General features: G+C 58.7%; 12 protein-coding genes. 7 read left to right on the forward strand and 5 right to left on the reverse strand.

Annotation, left to right across the window (positions count from 1 at the left end; translation table 11 throughout):
• Positions 1 to 53: 53 nt before the first annotated feature.
• The 3 genes from E5J99_RS04900 to E5J99_RS04910 all read left to right on the forward strand — a co-directional run bounded on the left by E5J99_RS04900 (position 54) and on the right by E5J99_RS04910 (position 7936).
• Positions 54 to 1166: a putative type IX sorting system protein PorV2 gene (locus E5J99_RS04900; RefSeq protein WP_135496606.1), complete on the forward strand. Its 1113-nt coding sequence runs from the start codon at positions 54 to 56 to the stop codon at positions 1164 to 1166.
• Between the two features lie 69 nt (positions 1167 to 1235).
• Positions 1236 to 6422, forward strand: a complete 5187-nt coding sequence (gene porU2, locus E5J99_RS04905) for a putative type IX secretion system sortase PorU2 (RefSeq protein WP_135496607.1) — start codon at positions 1236 to 1238, stop codon at positions 6420 to 6422.
• 242 nt (positions 6423 to 6664) lie between these two features.
• The gene (locus E5J99_RS04910; protein WP_167851992.1) at positions 6665 to 7936 is read left to right on the forward strand and encodes an acyltransferase family protein; all 1272 of its coding nucleotides are present in this window, start codon (positions 6665 to 6667) and stop codon (positions 7934 to 7936) included.
• Here the strand turns inward: E5J99_RS04910 and E5J99_RS04915 are convergent.
• Both E5J99_RS04915 and fmt read right to left on the reverse strand, forming a co-directional pair.
• Positions 7908 to 8393 carry a dihydrofolate reductase gene (locus tag E5J99_RS04915; RefSeq protein WP_135496609.1) on the reverse strand — a complete coding sequence of 162 codons (486 nt, stop codon included), beginning with the start codon at positions 8391 to 8393 and terminating at the stop codon, positions 7908 to 7910. The genes E5J99_RS04910 and E5J99_RS04915 overlap by 29 nt on opposite strands.
• Before the next feature lie 73 nt (positions 8394 to 8466).
• Positions 8467 to 9414, reverse strand: coding sequence for a methionyl-tRNA formyltransferase (fmt, locus tag E5J99_RS04920; protein ID WP_135496610.1), 948 nt, complete (start codon positions 9412 to 9414; stop codon positions 8467 to 8469).
• A 214-nt stretch (positions 9415 to 9628) separates the two neighbouring features.
• On the opposite strand from fmt, the gene E5J99_RS04925 reads away from it, so the two are divergent.
• Entirely contained in the window at positions 9629 to 11017 is a 1389-nt protein-coding gene (locus tag E5J99_RS04925; RefSeq protein ID WP_135496611.1) for a hypothetical protein, read from the forward strand.
• A gap of 180 nt (positions 11018 to 11197) precedes the next feature.
• On the opposite strand, the gene E5J99_RS04930 is transcribed toward E5J99_RS04925, so the two are convergent.
• Positions 11198 to 12433, reverse strand: a complete 1236-nt coding sequence (locus tag E5J99_RS04930) for an exo-beta-N-acetylmuramidase NamZ family protein (RefSeq protein ID WP_135496612.1) — start codon at positions 12431 to 12433, stop codon at positions 11198 to 11200.
• Between the two features lie 48 nt (positions 12434 to 12481).
• On the opposite strand from E5J99_RS04930, the gene E5J99_RS04935 reads away from it, so the two are divergent.
• Positions 12482 to 13696 (forward strand): ABC transporter permease, encoded by a 1215-nt coding sequence (locus E5J99_RS04935; RefSeq protein ID WP_135496613.1) that lies wholly within the window; start codon positions 12482 to 12484, stop codon positions 13694 to 13696.
• Between the two features lie 340 nt (positions 13697 to 14036).
• On the opposite strand, the gene E5J99_RS04940 is transcribed toward E5J99_RS04935, so the two are convergent.
• On the reverse strand, positions 14037 to 14735 hold the full coding sequence (locus E5J99_RS04940; RefSeq protein WP_135496614.1) for a peptidoglycan DD-metalloendopeptidase family protein: 699 nt from the start codon (positions 14733 to 14735) through the stop codon (positions 14037 to 14039).
• A gap of 165 nt (positions 14736 to 14900) precedes the next feature.
• Between E5J99_RS04940 and E5J99_RS04945 the strand changes: the two genes are divergently transcribed.
• Both E5J99_RS04945 and E5J99_RS04950 read left to right on the forward strand, forming a co-directional pair.
• A complete protein-coding gene (locus E5J99_RS04945; RefSeq protein WP_135496615.1) occupies positions 14901 to 16004 on the forward strand; it encodes a ferredoxin--NADP reductase in 1104 nt (367 codons plus the stop codon).
• Positions 16005 to 16184: 180 nt separating this feature from the next.
• Positions 16185 to 17930 carry a M3 family oligoendopeptidase gene (locus E5J99_RS04950; protein ID WP_245318714.1) on the forward strand — a complete coding sequence of 582 codons (1746 nt, stop codon included), beginning with the start codon at positions 16185 to 16187 and terminating at the stop codon, positions 17928 to 17930.
• Between the two features lie 191 nt (positions 17931 to 18121).
• On the opposite strand, the gene E5J99_RS04955 is transcribed toward E5J99_RS04950, so the two are convergent.
• Positions 18122 to 18607, reverse strand: a complete 486-nt coding sequence (locus E5J99_RS04955; RefSeq protein WP_135496616.1) for a hypothetical protein — start codon at positions 18605 to 18607, stop codon at positions 18122 to 18124.
• Positions 18608 to 18691: the final 84 nt, after the last annotated feature.

The following is an 18691-nucleotide window of genomic DNA, read 5'->3' on the forward strand; positions in this document are numbered from 1 at the left end:
AGTATCTTGCGTTGCTGCTGCGGACAAATTCTTCTTTTTATTCTTTCATCTCTATGCTGCACTTTACCCGAACTGCCTCTGCACTCGTAGGGGTTGGCCTGAGTCTGGGCCTGGCTACTACTGGCCTGGCCCAAACCAAAGACCTGACGCCCAAATACAGCAACGACTTTCTCAATATTGGGGTAGGGGGCCGGGCCCTCGGCATGGGCAACGTGCAGGTGAGCCTGGTGGGTGATGCCACGGCCGGCTACTGGAACCCCGCCGGCCTGCTGAACCAGAAGGCCAAGTACGACGCGGTATTGATGCACTCCGAGCTGTTTTCGGGTATTGTGAAGAACGACTACGCGGCTTTTTCCATGCCGCTCGACGAGCAGAGCGCCATTGGGGCCAGCATTATTCGCGTGGGCGTCGACAACATTGCCGATACCCGGGCGCTGGTGAATGAGTACGGCCAGATTTCCTACGACCGGATCAGCTACTTCTCGGTGGCTGACTATGCGCTGCTGCTGTCGTATGCCCGTCGGATTGGCTCTATTGAGGGCCTCAAGGTGGCCGGCAACGGCAAGATTATCTACCGCAACGTGGGCAAGTTTGCCAACGCCTGGGGGTTCGGCATCGACGCCGGCCTGCAATACGACTACAAAGGCTGGCGGCTGGGCCTGATGGCCCGCGACATTACGACCACCTTCAACGCTTGGTCTATTAATTCGGAGGAGTTTCAGGGCGTGGCCGCCACCAACGACTCCATTCCGACCAACAGCACCGAAATTACCCTGCCCCGGTTCGTGCTGGGCGTCGGCCGCAGCGTGCAGCTGCCCGGCTCGCTCACAGCCCTGGTAGCCGTCGATCTGGAAATGACCACCGACGGCAAGCGCAATACGCTCGTGTCGAGCGACGTGGTCAGCATCGACCCCAAGGTGGGCCTGGAGCTGGGCTACAAAAACCTCATCTTCCTGCGGGGCGGTGTCAGCAACGTGCAGAAAATCGACGCCAGCAAATCGTTTGACGGCAAGGGCGGCTGGCGGCCGCAGCCCAGTCTGGGCGTCGGCGTGGCCTTCAGCGGCCTGCGTCTGGATCTGGCCTTGTCGCGCCTAGCCATTGAGAAAGTGGGCGACCAGAGCGCTACCAACTCCGTCATCGTTTCGTTGGGCTACGCCTTTAAGTAACCACAAAAACGCCCGGTGCGTCCCGCCATATGGGCGTAGGCCGCGCCGGGCTTTGTTCGAATAGCATCTATGAAACACCCTTACCGTTTCCACAGTCTGCTTGGCTGGTGCGTTTTCCTGATGGGAATCGTGCTGCTGAGCGGCAATGCGGCAACGGCACAATCGGGGCCCTATGGCAACGAGTGGATTGTGCCCAGCCAACAGTACTATAAGATTCGCGTGACCCGTGAGGGCCTCTACCGCCTCGATTACACTTACCTGACGCAGGCGGGCATTAGCGGCGTCAATCCGCAGCGGTTTCAGCTGTGGCGGCGCGGCCGGGAGGCTGCCATTTTCGTGGGTGGCAACAGCGCCACCGTGCTCGATAACTCAACCTACATTGAGTTTTATGGCCAGCGCAACGATGGCGCGCTTGACCGGGGCATGTACAAAAACCCGGGCGACCAGGCACAGCGCGGCTACAGCCTCTACACCGACACGGCTTCCTATTTCCTGACCTGGTCGGCTACGGCCCAGGGCAAGCGCATGGCCCAGCCGGCCCTGAACCCGGTGGGCGGGCAGCATCCTTACTGGATGAAGCCGGAAACGAATATTATTGCCGACCGCTACAACAACGTAGCGCTGGAGGCTTTTGTCAATCAGCCTTGGGCCGAGGTTGGCGAGGGGTTCCTGTCGCAGCATTGGGGCCGGGGATTTGATAATTTCGGTACCGTTACTCGTACCGGCGACGTTTATAGAATAGATTCCATCAAAAGCAAGTCGGCCAGCGGTCCGCTTCCGCTCCTGGAAACGCTGGTGGTAGGTGCCAGCAACTCGTCGCATACGGTGAACCTGTATGTGCAGCCCCAGGGAACCACGCAGTGGCGCTTGTTCCGGACGTTTGTGCTGCAAGGCTACGAGCAGCGCAAAATAGTGGAGCGCCTGCAACGGACCGATATTAAGGATAACGGCAGTGCGCTGATGCTGATAGAGGTGAATACAGCCGCCACGCCCGCCGACCAGAACAACCTCGTCAGTCTGGCCTATCTGAAAGTATCGTACTCGCAGACGCCCCGCTGGTTTGCCAATCGGCGGAGCCACATATTCAGCAACGACTCCACGCTGGGCTCTGCCCCGGCCTACTACACGCTCGACAGCATTCCGGCCACGGTGCGCGGGTTCGATATTACGGACCCGTACAACATCCAGCGCATCGAGGGCATCGCCGGTACGGGCCGCCGTCGGAGCTACGTGTTTCCGAATGCTATAGCCGGCAACCGCACGCGGAATCTGATGCTGGCCGATGTGACCGTTCCTCTGACGCCGCTGAAGGCGCAGCCCGTACGGTTCCGCGCTATTTCGCCCGCTGCCCACAACTTTCTGATTGTAAGCCACCAGGCGTTGATGAAGCCCGCGGGCGACACGCTGAATCCCGTACGCGAATATGCCCGCTACCGGGCCTCCGCGCCGGGCGGGCGCTACGACACGCTGGTCGTTACCTCCGACCAGCTCTACAACCAGTTTCACTACGGGGAAAAATCGGCCCTGGCTATTCGCCAGTTCGCCCTCTACATGCTCACCAACAACCGGCCGAAGTATTTGCTGCTGTTAGGTAAGGGGTTGATAACCGGGGAGGCAGGATACGCCCCCACCTTCATCTACCACCGGAAAGATCCGATAGGGTATTCGGCTACTGTACGGGACCTGGTGCCCACCAGTACGTTGGGTGCTTCCGATTCCTTCTTCACGGCCGACTGGCCGAACGATAACTACGCGGCCCGCATGGCCACGGGCCGTATTGCGGCCCAGACCCCCCGGGAGGTTCTCGATTATCTCAACAAGCTCGTCGAGCATGAAGCCGTCATCAGCCGCCCCGATGCCCCCGACCTGACGTGGCGGAAAAATGTGCTGCATCTGGGTGGCGGTCAAGAACCGTATGAATACAAGCTGTTTGGCGACTACCTGGATGAGTACAAGGCGCAAATCGAGCGGCCTTTCTTCGCCGGCAGGGTAGTGAAAACCTACGCCCGCACCACCGCCGGCTTGCCTCAGGATATCAACATCGGCAAGGAGCTGAACGAGGGGCTGTCCATTATCAATTATTTTGGCCACGGCGCTATTGGGGATCTTTCCCTGTCGTTGGGCAACATCCGCACAAACCCGTCTAAGGGATACAACAACCGGGGCAAATACCCCGTGATGTTTGCCAATGGCTGTGCCGCCGGCAATACCTACTCCATCGCTACGGCCCTGTATCCGGAAGACTGGCTGCTGGTCCCGAAAAAGGGCCTGATCGGCTTTATGTCCGAATCGTATTTCGGGTTCCAGAATCCAATGCACATCATTCAAAAACAGGTGTTTGCTCTGTTGTTGAACGACCCGGTGTGGTATGGTCGCCCGATAGCGGAAGTCCAGAATGAGGCTGCCCGGCGCTTGCAGCCCAGCACGGTAAACAACCCGGTGCTGTATTCTACCATCATGAATACCATCTGGCACGCCGACCCGGCTGTGCGGTTGTTCTCGCCGCTGAAGCCCGATTTCGCCTTCGGGACCACGCCTCCGACCGTAGCACCCATCGGGACTGAGCCGGTGCGTACCAATTCGAAGCAGTTTAAGCTGCTGGTGCAGGTGCGCAACCCCGGTAAAGTAACCTACGACCGGCTGGATATCTCGGTGAAGCGTGGCTATGACAACACGACGCTGCCCGCCCGCGCCGACACGACGTACACCTTCAATAATCTGCGCCAGGCGCTGCACGATACCACCTACACGCTGGTGCTGAACAACAACGGCAACGTGTTTGGCAACAACCAGTTCACTGTCACGCTCGACTATCAGAACCGTGTCGATGAGCTGAGTGAGACCAACAACCAGGCAACGACCAGCTTTGTGTTTTTGAAAGACGGCGTTACGCTGTTGAGCCCGCCCGAATTTGCCATCGTGCCCAACCGCACGCCCCGGCTGGTAGGGCAAACCAATAACCCCGCCGGCCCCCGGCGCACCTTTCTGCTGGAAGCCGATACGACCTTGACCTTCAACAGTACCTTGGTGCAGCGCACCAGCGTGCAAGCGCCGTTGGTAGCCGAGTGGCAGCCCACGCTCCCCGTCATCACGGGCCGCGACAGTGTGGTGTGGTATTGGCGTATGCGGTTCGAAACCAAGCTCTCGCCCGATGAGAATGTGGAGTGGACCGTCCGGTCGTTCCGCGTTATCAATGGCAGCCCCGGCGGATGGTCGCAAAGCCACCACGGGCAGTTTAAGCGCAATGAGCGCAAGCGCATCAGCGTGTCGGAGCCCGGCGGCAAGTGGAGCTTCGACGACATAACCCGCACGCTGACGCTGCAAACCCAGGGCGGTGGCAGCGGCGCGGGCGTTACGTTCCGGGATTCCTACGGTATTCAGGTTGGCAATACTCCGGTGTCGGTGCTTGAGTGCGGCGTCACGTTCCCTAACATTCTGGTTAGCGTTTTTGACGGTAGCTCCCTGAAGTCTCTGCGCACGGTGCCCGGTTCCTACGATTCCTGTGGCGTTGCTCCCAATCGTATCTACCAGTTTGCCCGCTCAGCTACTGATAATATTAACTCGCCCGCCCGCCAGCAGCAACTGCTTACGCTGCTGAACAACGTGCCGCAGGGCGCCTATGTGGCTCTCACCTCGGTCAATAAGGTGAATTTCTCTTCTTTTCCGGCGGCGCTGAAAACGGCGCTAACGGCGCTGGGTTCCCAGAAGATTGCCCAGCTGCAGGATAGTGACCCGTTCGTGTTCGTGGGCCAGAAAGGCTCCGGAAGCCAGGCGGCGTTTGAAGCTACCGCCGACCCGACGAGCTCGGTACCGCGCTCCGAACAGATAGTGAGTCTGAGCGGCACGATGGGTACCAAGAGCGGCAGTGGCAGCGTCACGTCTACGCGCATCGGGCCAGCCCAGGAGTGGACCACGCTGCACCACACTATTCGCACCGAGCCTTCGGATAGCTACACGCTCCGCGTGGTTGGCATTGATACGCTGGGCGCGGCCAAAGTGTGGTATCCGAACGTGACGGCCAGGAGCTTCTCGCTGGCGGGTATTCCGGCCAAGCAGTACCCATATCTGCAGCTGGAGCTAACCTTGCGCGACACGCTCAACCGGACTGCCCCCCAGCTGGAGCAGCTGCTGGTAACTTATAAGGGCACGCCGGAAGGCATCGTGCGGCTCGATGAGATACTAGCCAAGACTCCGGCCGCTTTTGCCCCGGCTGCGCTGGCGAAGCAAGCCTCGGAGAAAGGAACCGTAACGGTGCCGGTTATCTTCCAGAACGTATCAGACCTGCCCTTTGGCACCCCGCTGAAGGCCACCATCACGCTCCGTAGCGGCACCAAGGAAGCCACGAAAGAAATAGACGTGCCGGCCTTCGACGCCAGTGGCCGTGTGAGCTTCGACGCTACGCTGAGCGTACTCGATCTGTTCGGAGATATCAGCGGCTCGGTAACGCTGAACCGCAACAAGAACGGCCGCCGCTTGCCCGAGCTGTTCTATTTCAACAACGACTTGGCCATTCCGACCTTCCGGGTGGAGGACACTAGCATTCCACCGGTGTTGGATGTGGCCTTCGACGGGCAGCACATTCTCAATGGTGATATTATTTCGCCCCGGCCTATCATTTCGGTGGTAATGACGGACGAGGATAAGCTGCGGCCCATCACCGACCGGAGTGCCTTCGACCTGATTCTGACGCCGCGCAACGGTACGCCGGTAAAGATCAACCTGAACTCGCCCAACGTGACTTTCACGGCTGACGCCGCCAAGGGTACTGCCCGCATCGACTACGAGCCGGGGCAAACGACGCCGCTGGCTGACGGCCAGTATACGCTGGAAGTACAGGGTCGCGACGCCAGTGGCCGCTCAGCTGGCACCGAGGCCTACAAGGTGGCCTTCGAAGTCATTAATGCGTCTACCATCACGAATTTCTTCCCCTATCCAAACCCGATTACGCACAAGGCGAAGTTCGTCTTTACCCTAACCGGGGCCGAGCTGCCGCGCAACATGAAGATCCAGATCATGACGCTCACTGGCAAAGTGGTACGGCAAATTATGATGGAGGAAATGGGGCTGCTGCGCATCGGCAACAATATGACCGAGTACGCCTGGGACGGCACCGACGAGTTTGGCGACCGGCTGGCCAATGGTACCTACCTCTACCGCGTGGTGATGGATGATGCCCAGAACAAGTTTGAGCGTCGTACCACCGTGGCCGACAAGGCATTCAAGAATGGCTGGGGCAAGCTGGTGCTGCTGCGCTAAGCTTTTCCGCACTACTTTCCCCAAAAGAGGCAGCCAAGTCCGGCTGCCTCTTTTACTTTGTAGTCATCCGGCCTTGGTGCCGATACCTTTCCCGTCGAGCTTATGTCTACCGATACTATGAATGCCCTGTACTTCGAATCGTTTGGCGGCCCGGAAGTGCTGCGCTATGGCCCGATGCCCGCGCCGGCGCTGCTGCCGGGCACTGTGGTGCTGCATCCTTAAGTACCTCCTGAATTTCTGCCGTGCCTGCTTCCTTGCCTTCTTCGACCACCACTCAACACACGCTAAGCTACCTCGACGGGCTGCGCGGTCTGGCTGCCGCCGTGGTGGTGGCGCACCATTTCGCGGGCTTTTTCTACCCCGCACTGCTCTCCGGCGACCAGTATTCGGCGCGGCTGGGGGCCGGCGTGGAGGTAGCCGTGGCGAGTAGTCCCGCCAGCATTCTGCTAGGAGGCAACTTCGCCGTGTGTCTGTTTTTCGTGCTGAGCGGGCTGGTGCTGAGCGAAAAATTCTGGCGCGCCGGCACTATGGAAGCGCTGTATTCGCAGGCCTGCCGACGCTACGTGCGCCTGATGCTGCCCGTAACCTTCGCGGCTTGCGTGGCCCTGTTGCTGTGGTGGGCCGGTGCCTACTACAACACGGAAGTAGGAGAAATTACCGGAGCCAGACGCTTCGGCGAGTATTGGGCCGAGCTGCCGGGCTGGAAACAAGTGCTGCACGACCTGGTAGTCGGAATTCCCCTCAGCGGCGAGTCGAGCTATAACCCGGTGTTCTGGACGTTGACCATCGAGCTATTCGGCTCGTTCGTGGTCTTCACGCTGCTGGCGTTGTTTGGCACCCTACGCCACCGCGCCGTTGTCTACGCCGTGGCTATTCTGGTGCTGTGCGTATCGGAGCTGAATTTTTACTACGCCGGCTTTATTCTGGGCGTCTGGATCAATGACCGTCGGCATAATTCGGCCTCGTTGCAGGTGTCCGGCCGACTGCGTGTGGCAGTGGGCGGGCTGCTGCTGGCGGGTGGCCTGTTTCTGGGCTCGTACCCTACGGCCGAGCTGATTCGGGTGGAGGATACCATCTATAGCTTTCTGCGTCCCGAGTGGCTGGGCAATGAGCGCGCCATTCAGATGTGGCACCTGCTGGGAGCCGCGCTGCTGCTGCTGGCCGTGTTCAGGCTGCCGACGTTGCGCCGACTGCTCAGCCTGCGGTGGTTGCGCGGCCTCGGTGCGATTTCCTTTTCGCTCTACCTGCTGCATTTTCCGGTGCTGGGGTCCTTTTCCAGCGCCGTGTTTCTGGCCCTGCAAGCGCAGTTCACCTACGCTACCAGCGTCGCCCTCACCATTCTGGCCTCCCTGCCCGTGTTGCTGCTGGTTTCCTATGCCATGTACCGGCTGGTCGACTTGCCCGGCATCCGGCTGGCCCAGTGGCTATACGATACATTTTTTCGGCCCCAAAAGCCAGCTGCGCCCCTAGTGCCGATACCGGCCGCTAGCGCCGCCGAAGCGTTACGAAGCTAAACGCGTAGGCGTGCTTGTCGTCGGGCTCGTGACGTTCCCGGGTTTCTTCGCGCCATTCCGCCGGCGATAAATCCGGAAAGACTACGTCCCCTTCAAAGTCGTGGTGCACTTCCGTCAAGTATACTACATCGGCGGCGGGCAAGGCCTGGCGGTAGATTTCGCCGCCGCCAATCACGAATACCTGCTCGTCGGAAGTGCGGGCCGCTTCTAGGGCAGCGGGCACGGAGAAGCTGGCTTCGCAGCCCTCGGCCTGCCAGCTGGCCTGGCGGGTAACCACGATGTTGCGCCGCCCTGGCAACGGCCGCCCGATGGCCTCAAACGTGCGGCGGCCCATGATAATAGGGTGGCCCAGGGTGAGCTTTTTGAAATGGCGTAGATCAGCCGGCAGGTGCCAGATCAACTGGTTATCCCGCCCAATGACCCCATTATCGGCTACGGCAACTACTAAAGCAATCATTGGTTTCGTCGGTTAATATGGAAGCAGCGGCAGCCACCAAAACGTTGCTGCGAAGCGCGGAAGACGGGGGCAGTTAGGCTTGGCCGCCCAAAGCAGAAGGATTGAAGCCGCGCAAAAAATCACCTATCGGCATCCGCTTTTTGCCCTCTAGCTGCACGTCTAGCAAGTCGAGTCGGCCGTACGAAGTTTGCAGTCGCAGCTGGGTCCGGCCGTCGGTAGACCAGGTGCCGGGCTGTGCGGCACTCTCAGGCTCGGGTAGTGCCTGGGCCCGGAAAATCTTGAGCGTGCGGCCGTCGGGTAGCTGCGTAAATGCCGTCGGAAGCGGGGAGAGGCCCCGCACCAGATCTACGAGCTCCGAAGCGGGCCGCGCCACATCCAGCCGGCCGGTTTCCTTCTGAATCTTGGGGGCCGTGCGCAGCTCTTGGTCCATCACCTGCGGAATGCTGGGCGCGTTGCCCGCTGCAATGGCCTGCACGGTGCGCAGAGCTAACTGTGCACCGGCCGCTTTCAGCTTTTCATACAACATGCCGAAATCATCTTCGTCGGCAATTGCTACCACATCCTGAAAAATCAGGTTGCCGGTATCGATTTCGTGCCGCAGAAAAAACGAGGTGACCCCGGTTTGCTTCTCTCCCCGAATGAGGGCCCAATTGATGGGCGCGGCGCCCCGGTACTGCGGCAGCAGGGACGCATGAATGTTGATGGAGCCCAGCCGGGGCATATTCCACACCGCTTCCGGCAGCATCCGGAACGCCACGACGACCTGCAGATCGGCCGCGTAGCCGCGCAGCTCCGCCTGAAACTCCGGCGATTTCAGATTGGTGGGCTGCAACACCGGAATGCCGTGGGCCACTGCCGCCTGCTTCACCGCCGACTCGGCCAGCTGCCGCCCGCGCCCGGCGGGCTTGTCGGGGGCCGTAATGACGGCTACTACCGCACAGCCCGGCCAGGTGAGCAGCGTGGTGAGCGTGGGCACGGCAAATTCGGGCGTGCCCATAAAGACGAGGCGGAGAGGAGTCATGCGGTGGGTAATAGAATAGCACAAGAAGCCCGCAAAACTACAACGATATACGTGAAAAATCTCCTAAAAATACCTAGTTGTAGGTATAGCTATTGGTCTGAATCGACCTTAAATTAAGTTTGTGAAAAAAGAGGTAAGTATTTGATGGATAAGCCATAATGCCATGAAAAAACACAAGTGACCAACTGATTTCTGACGTTTAAACTCGCACACCATGACACACAAACACTACCTGCTGTATTTCCTGCTTTTACTTATTCCGGCCGCCTGTAGCAAGGATGCGGATGAGAACCCGCCGACGGAGGAAGTAACAAGCTCTGCCGAGGTATCCACGAATCCTGCCGACCCGCTGCTGCTGCGCGTAACCAGAAAGGACAAAACGGTGGTTCAGTATTTCGGCGAAAAATCAGCCACCGGCGTGGCCTTGAATTGCAACACGATAAGTGTGCAAAAGGCGGATGCTCTTTTCCCGACCTTAATCGAAATAGACAAAACCGGAAGACCGGTGGTAATTCATTCTCCCGATGGCTCGTTCGTGAAAATGGACTGGCTCTCGAATGAGGAGGTACGCATTTTGGCCGTAACCCCCAAGGGAGAAGTGCAGGTCAGTATTCCGGTCAACCTCAAGCAAATAGGTAAGAGAGGCACTTCAACCGGGTTAACGGCCGAAAAAAGAACCGGGGAGCTAACCGTGGCCGTCAACCCGGTCGATGCGGGCAGTGGAGTAGTGCAAGGGGCGCAAGCCGCCGATTTGAAAGTGAAAGTGATGCGCTGCGGCCAGCCTTTCAACAGCGGCTATGTAAACCTATTGATGAGTAGCAACGACGGAAAATATACCGGTCATAAGTATGGTACTTCGCTGGCAAATGGGGTTTCCACCTTCAGAATTGAGAATCCCAACGACAATATTAAGCTATCGGATGTGTGCGGCGGCATTGAAACTGTGCTGGGCGGTCTGTGTAATTTTGTGAATCCTTTTACAAAGGATCTGGCTGGCCAAGTCCTCGTATGCACGCAGATATCTCTCGCCATCGACTTTGCGGTTTTTGGTCCGACCGGAGAGTCCATTCCACTGTTCGCGGGCTGTGAATCCATATTCGGGGCGCTGACTATCTATTGCGAAACCTTGGGCGGCAGTGCAGATATCCTCGCGCCATCGTTGCTGGAAAACCTGTGCAAGCTGGCTAAGAAAGCAGAAAGTACCCCACAGTCTTTCACTTTCAAACCCATGGTGTATGTGCAGGGCGAACCAGTGTTCGAAGGAGAAAAAACGGCCAGCTTCCCGGTTTCCGGGCCCTTTCCTGAAATTACCGTAATGCTGCCCAACAAGCCTAAAATAGAGAACTTCGCCACGGTTCCGGCCGATCCTTCGCCCAAGGAAAGCTATACTGCTTCGGCCCAGATATACTGTGGCAAAGCCGGCACCAAGGCTATCATCATGGTAGTGGGTACCGATGGCTACACCAAAACGAACACGGTGACCCTACCCGACGGCATGTCGAAAGTGACTATTGCCGTGCCGGGCGGCGCGGGCGGCGTGCAAGACCGGCTAACGGTGGAAGTCGTGAACGTGGCCAAGATGTACGCCAGTATCGTATTCTGATTCGACTGCGTGGCTTAGCGCATAAGCGCAGCGAGCAGATTCTAGCCGTTACAAAAAGAGCCGTTTCGTTATGCTTCGGTAGCATAATGTTCCAATGGCTCTATACGCCAACAGCCGCTAACAGCCAGGTTCCACGACCTGTGTTGTTAGCGGCTGTTGGCGTGTTAGCAGGCAATTCTGCTACTTGAAGTCAGGGTACAGCAAGTACTTTGTGCGCACTGCTTTGTACGCTTTCAGACCCGGCTCCCAGGCCTTGCGAATTTCCTTTTCCGACTTGCCGGCCACTACCATTTCCCGCAGGGAGCTCGTGCCGGTCAACTGCTCGAAGTACTTACCAAAAAACTTGTCCTTGGCGGTGCTCTGCTGGTAAAAGTCGATGAGGTAGCGCAACGTAAAGCCGCTGGATTCGGCGCTGGAAAGCTGGCGCAAATCCTGGCCGTAGCATTTCTGCCCGTTCAAAGGCGGGGTAGGTGAGCCGGTAGTAGGGTGGGGCGTAAAGCTGAAGGGCCGGGAAACCGGCTGGGTCGGTGCCCCGATCTGCTCGAAAGGGGCATCTGTGCCCCGCCCGACGCTCACATTGGTGCCTTCAAACAGACAAACCGTAGGGTAGAGCAGCACCGCGTGGGCGTTGGGCAAATTGGGCGAAGGCCGCACCGGCAGCTCGTAGCGCGTGGCGTGGGTGTAGCCCAGCACCGGCACCACCGTCAGCGGGCACTGCCGGCCGCCGGCCAGCCACTTCTCGCCGTTTATCATCTGGGCCAGCTCGCCCACCGTCAGGCCATGCACCACCGGAATCGGGTGCATGCCCACGAACGACTTGTGCTTGGGTTCCAGCACCGGGCCATCCACGTAGAAGCCGTTGGGGTTGGGGCGGTCCAGCACGATGACGGTTTTGCCCTGCTCGGCGGCCGCTTCCATCACGTAGTGCATCGTGCTAATGAAGGTGTAAAACCGCACGCCCACGTCCTGAATGTCGAAGATCAGCACATCCACGTCGGCCAGCATTTCGGGAGTGGGCTTTTTGCTTTTCCCGTACAGCGACTTCACCGGCAGGCCGCTGCGCGTGTCGCGCCCGTCCTTAATCGTAGCCCCGTCGGCCTCTTCGCCCCGAAAGCCGTGCTCGGGCGCGAAAATGGCTTTCACCGCCACGCCCTGGGCCAGCAGCGTGTCCACGAGGTGCGTACGGCCCACCAGGGAAGTCTGGTTCACGACCAGCCCGACGCGCTTGCCCCGCAGCTGGGGCAGGTAGCTATTGAACTGCGCCGCGCCCATCTGCAGGCCGGCAGGAGCCGGCGTAGCGGCGGCTACGGGCGGTTGCGGGCCGGTGGGAGCAGTGGCCGAGCTGGCGGCGGGGCGGGTACAATCGCCCAGAAACAGCGCTAAGCTGAGCAGACTACAGAAGATAGAAGAGGCCATCGGGAAACGAAGCTAGGAAACTGAACGTAGACGCGTAGCTTTACGCCAGTGAACATCTCGCGGTACATATCCAATAAGATTGACGGGGCCGACACCGGGTCTTTTACCTCGTCGGTGACAAAAATAGCCATTATCAGCATTGCGCTGGGCGTGGCCGTCATGATTGTGTCGTTTGCCATTCTGGAGGGCTTCCGCAATGAGATTCAAAGCAAGATCTTTTCCTTCGGAGCCCACCTGCAGGTCAGCAAGTACGATACCAACAATTCGCTGGAAGTGGAGCCCATCGGCGGGCCGCGCCTGATTAAGGATCTGCACCGCTTTGGGCAGGTGAAGTCCACGCAGTCGTTTGCCCGCAAAACGGCCATCATCAAGACCAAGGAGGAAGTGCTGGGCGTGGTGCTCAAGGGCATTGATGAAAAAGACGGTATTTCGCCGATGCGCACCAATATGGTGGCCGGCAAATTTCTGTCTTTCCCCGACTCGGCGGCGAGCAACGACGTGCTGCTCAGCCGCAAAGTGGCCGATAAGCTGCGGCTGAACGTGGGCGACGAGGCCCTGTTCTATTTCATTCAGAATCCGCCACGCATCCGCAAGTTCAACGTGCGCGGCATCTACCAAACCGGCCTCGACGAGTTCGATGAGGTGTATATCATCGGTGACATCCGCCAGATTCGGGAGCTCAATGCCTGGCCCGACTCGCTGGTGGGCGGCGTGGAAGTTGTGCTCAAGGATTTCAACCAACTCGACCCGGTTTCGGACAACATGTACGAAAACCTGCGCTACGACCTCAAGCTGGACAAAATTACGGACCAGTACGCCCAGCTTTTCGACTGGCTCAAGCTGCTGAACCGCAACGTAGTCATCTTCCTGATTCTGATCATCTTCGTGGCCACCTTCAACATGGTAGCCACTATTTTTATTATGATTCTGGAGCGCACCAACATGATTGGCGTGCTCAAAGCGCTGGGGGCTACCGATAACCAGATCCGGAGCATGTTCTTCTACCGCGGCCTGAGCCTCACGCTGCGGGGCATGCTCTACGGCAATCTGGTCGGCATCGGCTTTTGCGCCATCCAGTACTTTTTCCACCCGATTCCGCTGGATCCCGAGAACTACTACATGGACCGCGTGCCGATTTACTGGGACCTGACGATGGTGGTGGTGCTCAACGTGGCCACTTTCCTCACTTCCCTGCTGGCCGTCCTGATTCCGACCTACCTCATTTCCCGGATTCGCCCCGTGGCCGCCATCAAGTTCGACTAAGCGCTGCCCGGCGCCTGACGGGTTTCGCAGCTGCTATTCTGACTAGAAAAAGCCCTTTGCCAGATCATGGCAAAGGGCTTTTTTTGTGTTGAAGCTGTTTAGAAAGTCAAAAGAACGTCATGCTTCATCTGGCGCCCGCTTGCCGAAGCATCTCTACCGCCGTGGTAAAATTAATTACTGCTGTACGCGAGATGCTTCGACAAGCGGACGCCAGATGAAGCATGACGTTCTGATTAGGGTTGGCAACTTCCTAAACAGCTTCGTTGATAAGCCTGGCCTGAACACGATAAATCTCCTGATTCTGCTCGGGCTAACGGCCGCTGGTAATGATCGGGAGGGACTACAGCCACTTGCTTTGTAATAGCAAATTCGGGTCGGGGCATAGCTCGGCCCACTGTGCTTTTTCTTCTGGCAGCGCTACGCCGGGGAAGTCGCCGACGCGGCCCTGCATATCGGCCATCACCTGGAAGTGCAGGTGGGGCGGCCAGTCGCCATTTTCGGGGTGAGGACCGACTTCGGCGAATTTCTCGCCTTTTTCCAGGGTCATGCCCGGGCGTAGCAGCGCCACTTCAGCCCGGCCCAAGTGGCCATAGAGTGTATAAAACGCAGTTTCTTCGAGCTGGTGCTCCAGAATAACGGTGGGGCCGTAGTCGCCAAAATTGTTGTTGTCGGCCACACTGTGAACTACGGCGGCCAGCGGAGCCAGCACCGGGGTGCCGGCCCGAAGCCACACATCTACGCCCAGGTGCAGGGAGCGGGCGGGCACGGCCGGGTCGCCAAACAGGCCGGGGCTGCGGCGGTAGATAACGCGGTTTTCGAGGTAGCCGCCCACGCCAATCAGGGCGTTTTGCTCGGCCAGCAGCTGGGTTACCAGCGCTTCGAAAGCGGCTGTGTCGCGCAGGTCGGCGCTGGCTAGGGTGGGGTTATGAGCCGTAAAATCGAGCCGGGCAACCGCCGCAGAGTTCAGATCAACGGGCAGAACCGGGCCGAAAGTGGATTGATGGCGGGCAAGAAGTGAGGCGAGGGCAGAACCAGGCATACAAAAATTGGTTATTGCTGGAGTTGAGGCGAGCGAGGATGCAAGCTAAACCCTTCCCCGATGCCGACCAAGATGCCCTATTTGCCGTACTTTGCACGCCCGTAGCCAAAAAGCTACCGTAACACCCGCTTACTCCTTCCTAATCCCCGAAGTTTCTCCCCCCCGATGAGCAGCCCGTACCTGACGCTTAACGTCGTGGAAATCACCCACGAAACCACCGATGCCGCCACTATTCACCTCGAACGGGCCGACCGCCAACCCGTGGCCTGCGAGCCGGGGCAGTTTCTGACCCTGATTTTGCCCTGCGGACCCGGTGGCAAAAAGGAACGCCGGGCGTATTCGCTCAGCAGTACTCCTTCCGAAGCACCGCGCCTGTCCGTAACGGTGAAGCGTGTCAGCGGAGGTTTGGTGAGCAACTACCTGCTCGATACCGTGCAGGTGGGCCAGCAACTGGAAGTAATGGCCCCGCTGGGAAATTTTACGCTCAAAACCAGCCCCAAAGCCGCCCGCTCGGTGGTATTGGTCGGGGCGGGTAGCGGCATCACGCCGCTCATGTCTATTCTGAAAGCGGTGGTGCGCGACGAGCCCCAGAGCCATGTATTGCTCGTGTACGGCAACCGCAACGAGGAATCGGTGATTTTTCGGCAGCAGCTGCAGCAGCTTGAAGCGCAGGCCGGCGGCCGGCTCCAGGTAGAGCACGTATTCAGCCAGCCTACTAATCCGGCTACCAGCCGCCACACCGGCCGCCTGAACCGCACGATGCTGCTGCGCATTCTGGAACAGCGCCACCAGTTCCCGGCCGAGCAGGGCGAGTATTTTCTGTGCGGCCCCGAGGGCATGATGACCGAAGCGCGCTCCGCCCTGGAGTTGCTGGGAGTGCCCACGGCCCGCATCCGGCGCGAGAGTTTCGTAGCCGCCGCCGAAACCATCGAAGCTGCCGCGGGCCAGCCCAACGGCCACGGCGACGTATCGTCCGACGACTCCGATGCCATCAGCTCCCGCACCGTCACCATTCACTACGAAGGCACGGAGTATGAGCTGGTCGTGAAGCCCAGCCAAACGATTCTGGAAGCGGCCTTGAATCAGGATATTGACCTGCCCTACAGCTGCCAGGCTGGCTTATGCACGGCTTGCCGGGGCAAGTGCCTGTCGGGCAAAGTGCATCTGGATGAGCGGGAGGGCCTCTCCGACTCGGAAATGAAGCAGGGCTACATCCTGACCTGCGTGGGGCACCCCATGACGAACGACGTAGTTATCGAAATCGACTAGTTCGTAGCGCTGCTCGTAGAAGGTCTCGTTTTTCTGGTCGGAATAAGTCAACGACTTCGCCCTAGCCCCGTAGAAATAAGCTTGCGCATCGGGAGAGATTTCTGGTGTTATTGTCGTCGCTCACTAAGGCTGTGTTGGCTTTGGTTCGCTAGTTTCGTCTCCCGACGTATCTTGTTTTTTATGATGAATTCCGCCCCCGAAACTGCGCTTGCTTCGGCTACCGATACCCAGCGTCCGCCCCGGCAATATTTACCCGAGTCCTTCTCCGTGACCGACTGGGCATCGTTGGAGCCCTATTTCGTAGAGCTGCGCGACCGGAATATTGGCTCGGCCCACGAGCTGGAGCGGTGGCTGCTCGACCGCAGCGAGCTGGAGAGTGTGCTGAGCGAAGACCTGGCCTGGCGCTACATCCGGATGACCTGCGACACCCAGGACGCGAAGCGGGCCGACTCGTTTCAGTACTTCGTGAGCGAGATTGAGCCCAACGTAGCGCCCTACGACCACGCCCTCAACGAGAAGATGGTGGAGTCGGAGTTTCTGCCCGGACTCGACCAGCAGCGCTACCGCATTTTTGTGCGCTCGGTGCGGCAAGCGCTGGAAATCTACCGTCCCGAGAACATTCCCCTCAAAACTGAAATCAGCACCAAGCAGCAGCAGTACGCGGCCACGGTGGGAGCCATGACGGTGCTGCTCGACGGCGAGGAAATAACCCTGCCCCGCGCTTCCGACCGCCTCAAAAGCCCCGACCGGGCTGTGCGGGAAGAGGCCTACCGGGCCGTGCAGCAGCGCCGCCTGCAGGATGCCAAGCCTCTCGATCAGCTGTTTGACGAGCTGGTGGAGCTGCGCCATCAAGTGGCCCGCAATGCGGATTTTCCCAACTTCCGCGACTATATGTTCGCTGCTCTGGGCCGCTTCGACTACACGCCCGAGGATTGCTTTGCCTTCCACCGCGCCATTCGCGAAACGGTAGTGCCGCTGCTTGACGATATTGACCTGGAGCGTCGCCAGGATTTGGGGCTGCCCGAGCTGCGGCCCTGGGACCTGGATGTGGACGTGACGGGCAAAGCCCCGCTGCGGCCGTTTGAAACCGGGGAGGAACTGCTCGAAAAGACCATCACCGTATTTCAGCGCCTCGACCCGTATTTGGGCGACTGCCTGAAAACCATGCGGCAGATGGGCCACCTTGATCTGGAGTCGCGCAAGGGGAAAGCGCCCGGCGGCTACAACTATCCGCTGGATGAAACCGGCGTGCCGTTCATTTTTATGAACGCCACTTCCTCGTTGCGCGACGTGATTACGATGCTGCACGAGGGAGGCCACGCGGTGCATTCATTCCTGACTCGCTCCCTGCCGCTGTCGGCCGACAAGCACCCGCCATCCGAGGTAGCCGAGCTGGCATCGATGAGCATGGAGCTTATTTCGATGGATCAGTGGGACTTGTTTTTCCCCGATGCTGACGAATTGCGCCGGGCCAAGAAAACCCATCTGGAAAGCGTGTTGGAAACCTTTCCTTGGGTAGCAACCATTGATAAGTTTCAGCACTGGATATACGAAAACCCCGCCCACAGCACGGAGCAGCGCCACGCTCAATGGACAAAAACCTTCGATGAGTTCAACCAGCGCACCGTGAGCTGGAAGGGCCTGGAAGGCTATAAGCCCTATTTGTGGCAGAAACAGCTGCACCTCTACGAAGTGCCTTTCTATTACATTGAGTACGCCATGGCCCAACTCGGGGCCATTGCCGTGTGGCGCAACTTCCGCCTCAATCCGGAGCAGGGCCTCGATGCGTATAAGCGGGCCCTAGCCCTGGGCTATACTGCGCCCATCGGTGAAATCTACGCCGCCGCTGGCATCCGCTTCGACTTCAGTACCGCGTATCTGCGGACGCTGGCTGATTTTGTGCGCGAGGAAATGGCTAAGCTGTAGCCGCCAGAGCCGAAATCCAACATAAAAAAGGCCTTTGGAACCATCCAAAGGCTTTTTTTATAACCAACTCAACCCATAAGCACTGCCTGGAAGAGGCCCGGAAACTGGGTCAGGTTGCACCGCTCAAAAAACATTGCGAATTTGTTTCGGCTGGGGTTGGAGTGCAGAAGCTGCGCTTTGGTCGCCGTGTACTACGCAACGCCATTGATGGCCAGCGCCAAAAACTTGCGTTTGGCTACATTGTAGTGGATGTGCCAGTAAGAACTGCCACCGTCAAATACCTGAATGAAACGACTTGGCCAGTCTTTAGCGAAAGGGTCGTTGTCCACGTCCCAAACACAGTTTACATAGATTATTCTTTCTCCTTTGGGGGAAATATAGCCGGCGTATTGCCTGGTATACTGGCCCAGATGTTGGCGAATTGACGGACCTTGGGTGGCGTGGTTTACGAGTGATTTTTTCGGCTGTTTATGCATAAACCCGATGAGGTCCTGCTCAAGGCGCTGAATATCGGCCGCAGTTGGGGTCCAGCGGCGCACGGTGTCCTCCGGCTGCAGTTTGAGCGCGGCGGAGAAAATAACGCCGTGATACTCGTTGCCATGCACGATTTCGCCGGCTGATTGGGCGTGGCCTGTGCCTGCAGTCAGCAGTGCTAGTAAGAGAAGGAGGAATTTCATAGGTGCAGTTGAGTAGTTGGGCGTACTCGGCAGCTACCTCCAACCTCGTGGGTGGGCAGCTATAGGCACGATGCCTTCCCGGCC

The organism is Hymenobacter elongatus, assembly GCF_004745955.1.
GTDB classification, from domain to species: Bacteria; Bacteroidota; Bacteroidia; order Cytophagales; family Hymenobacteraceae; genus Hymenobacter; species Hymenobacter elongatus.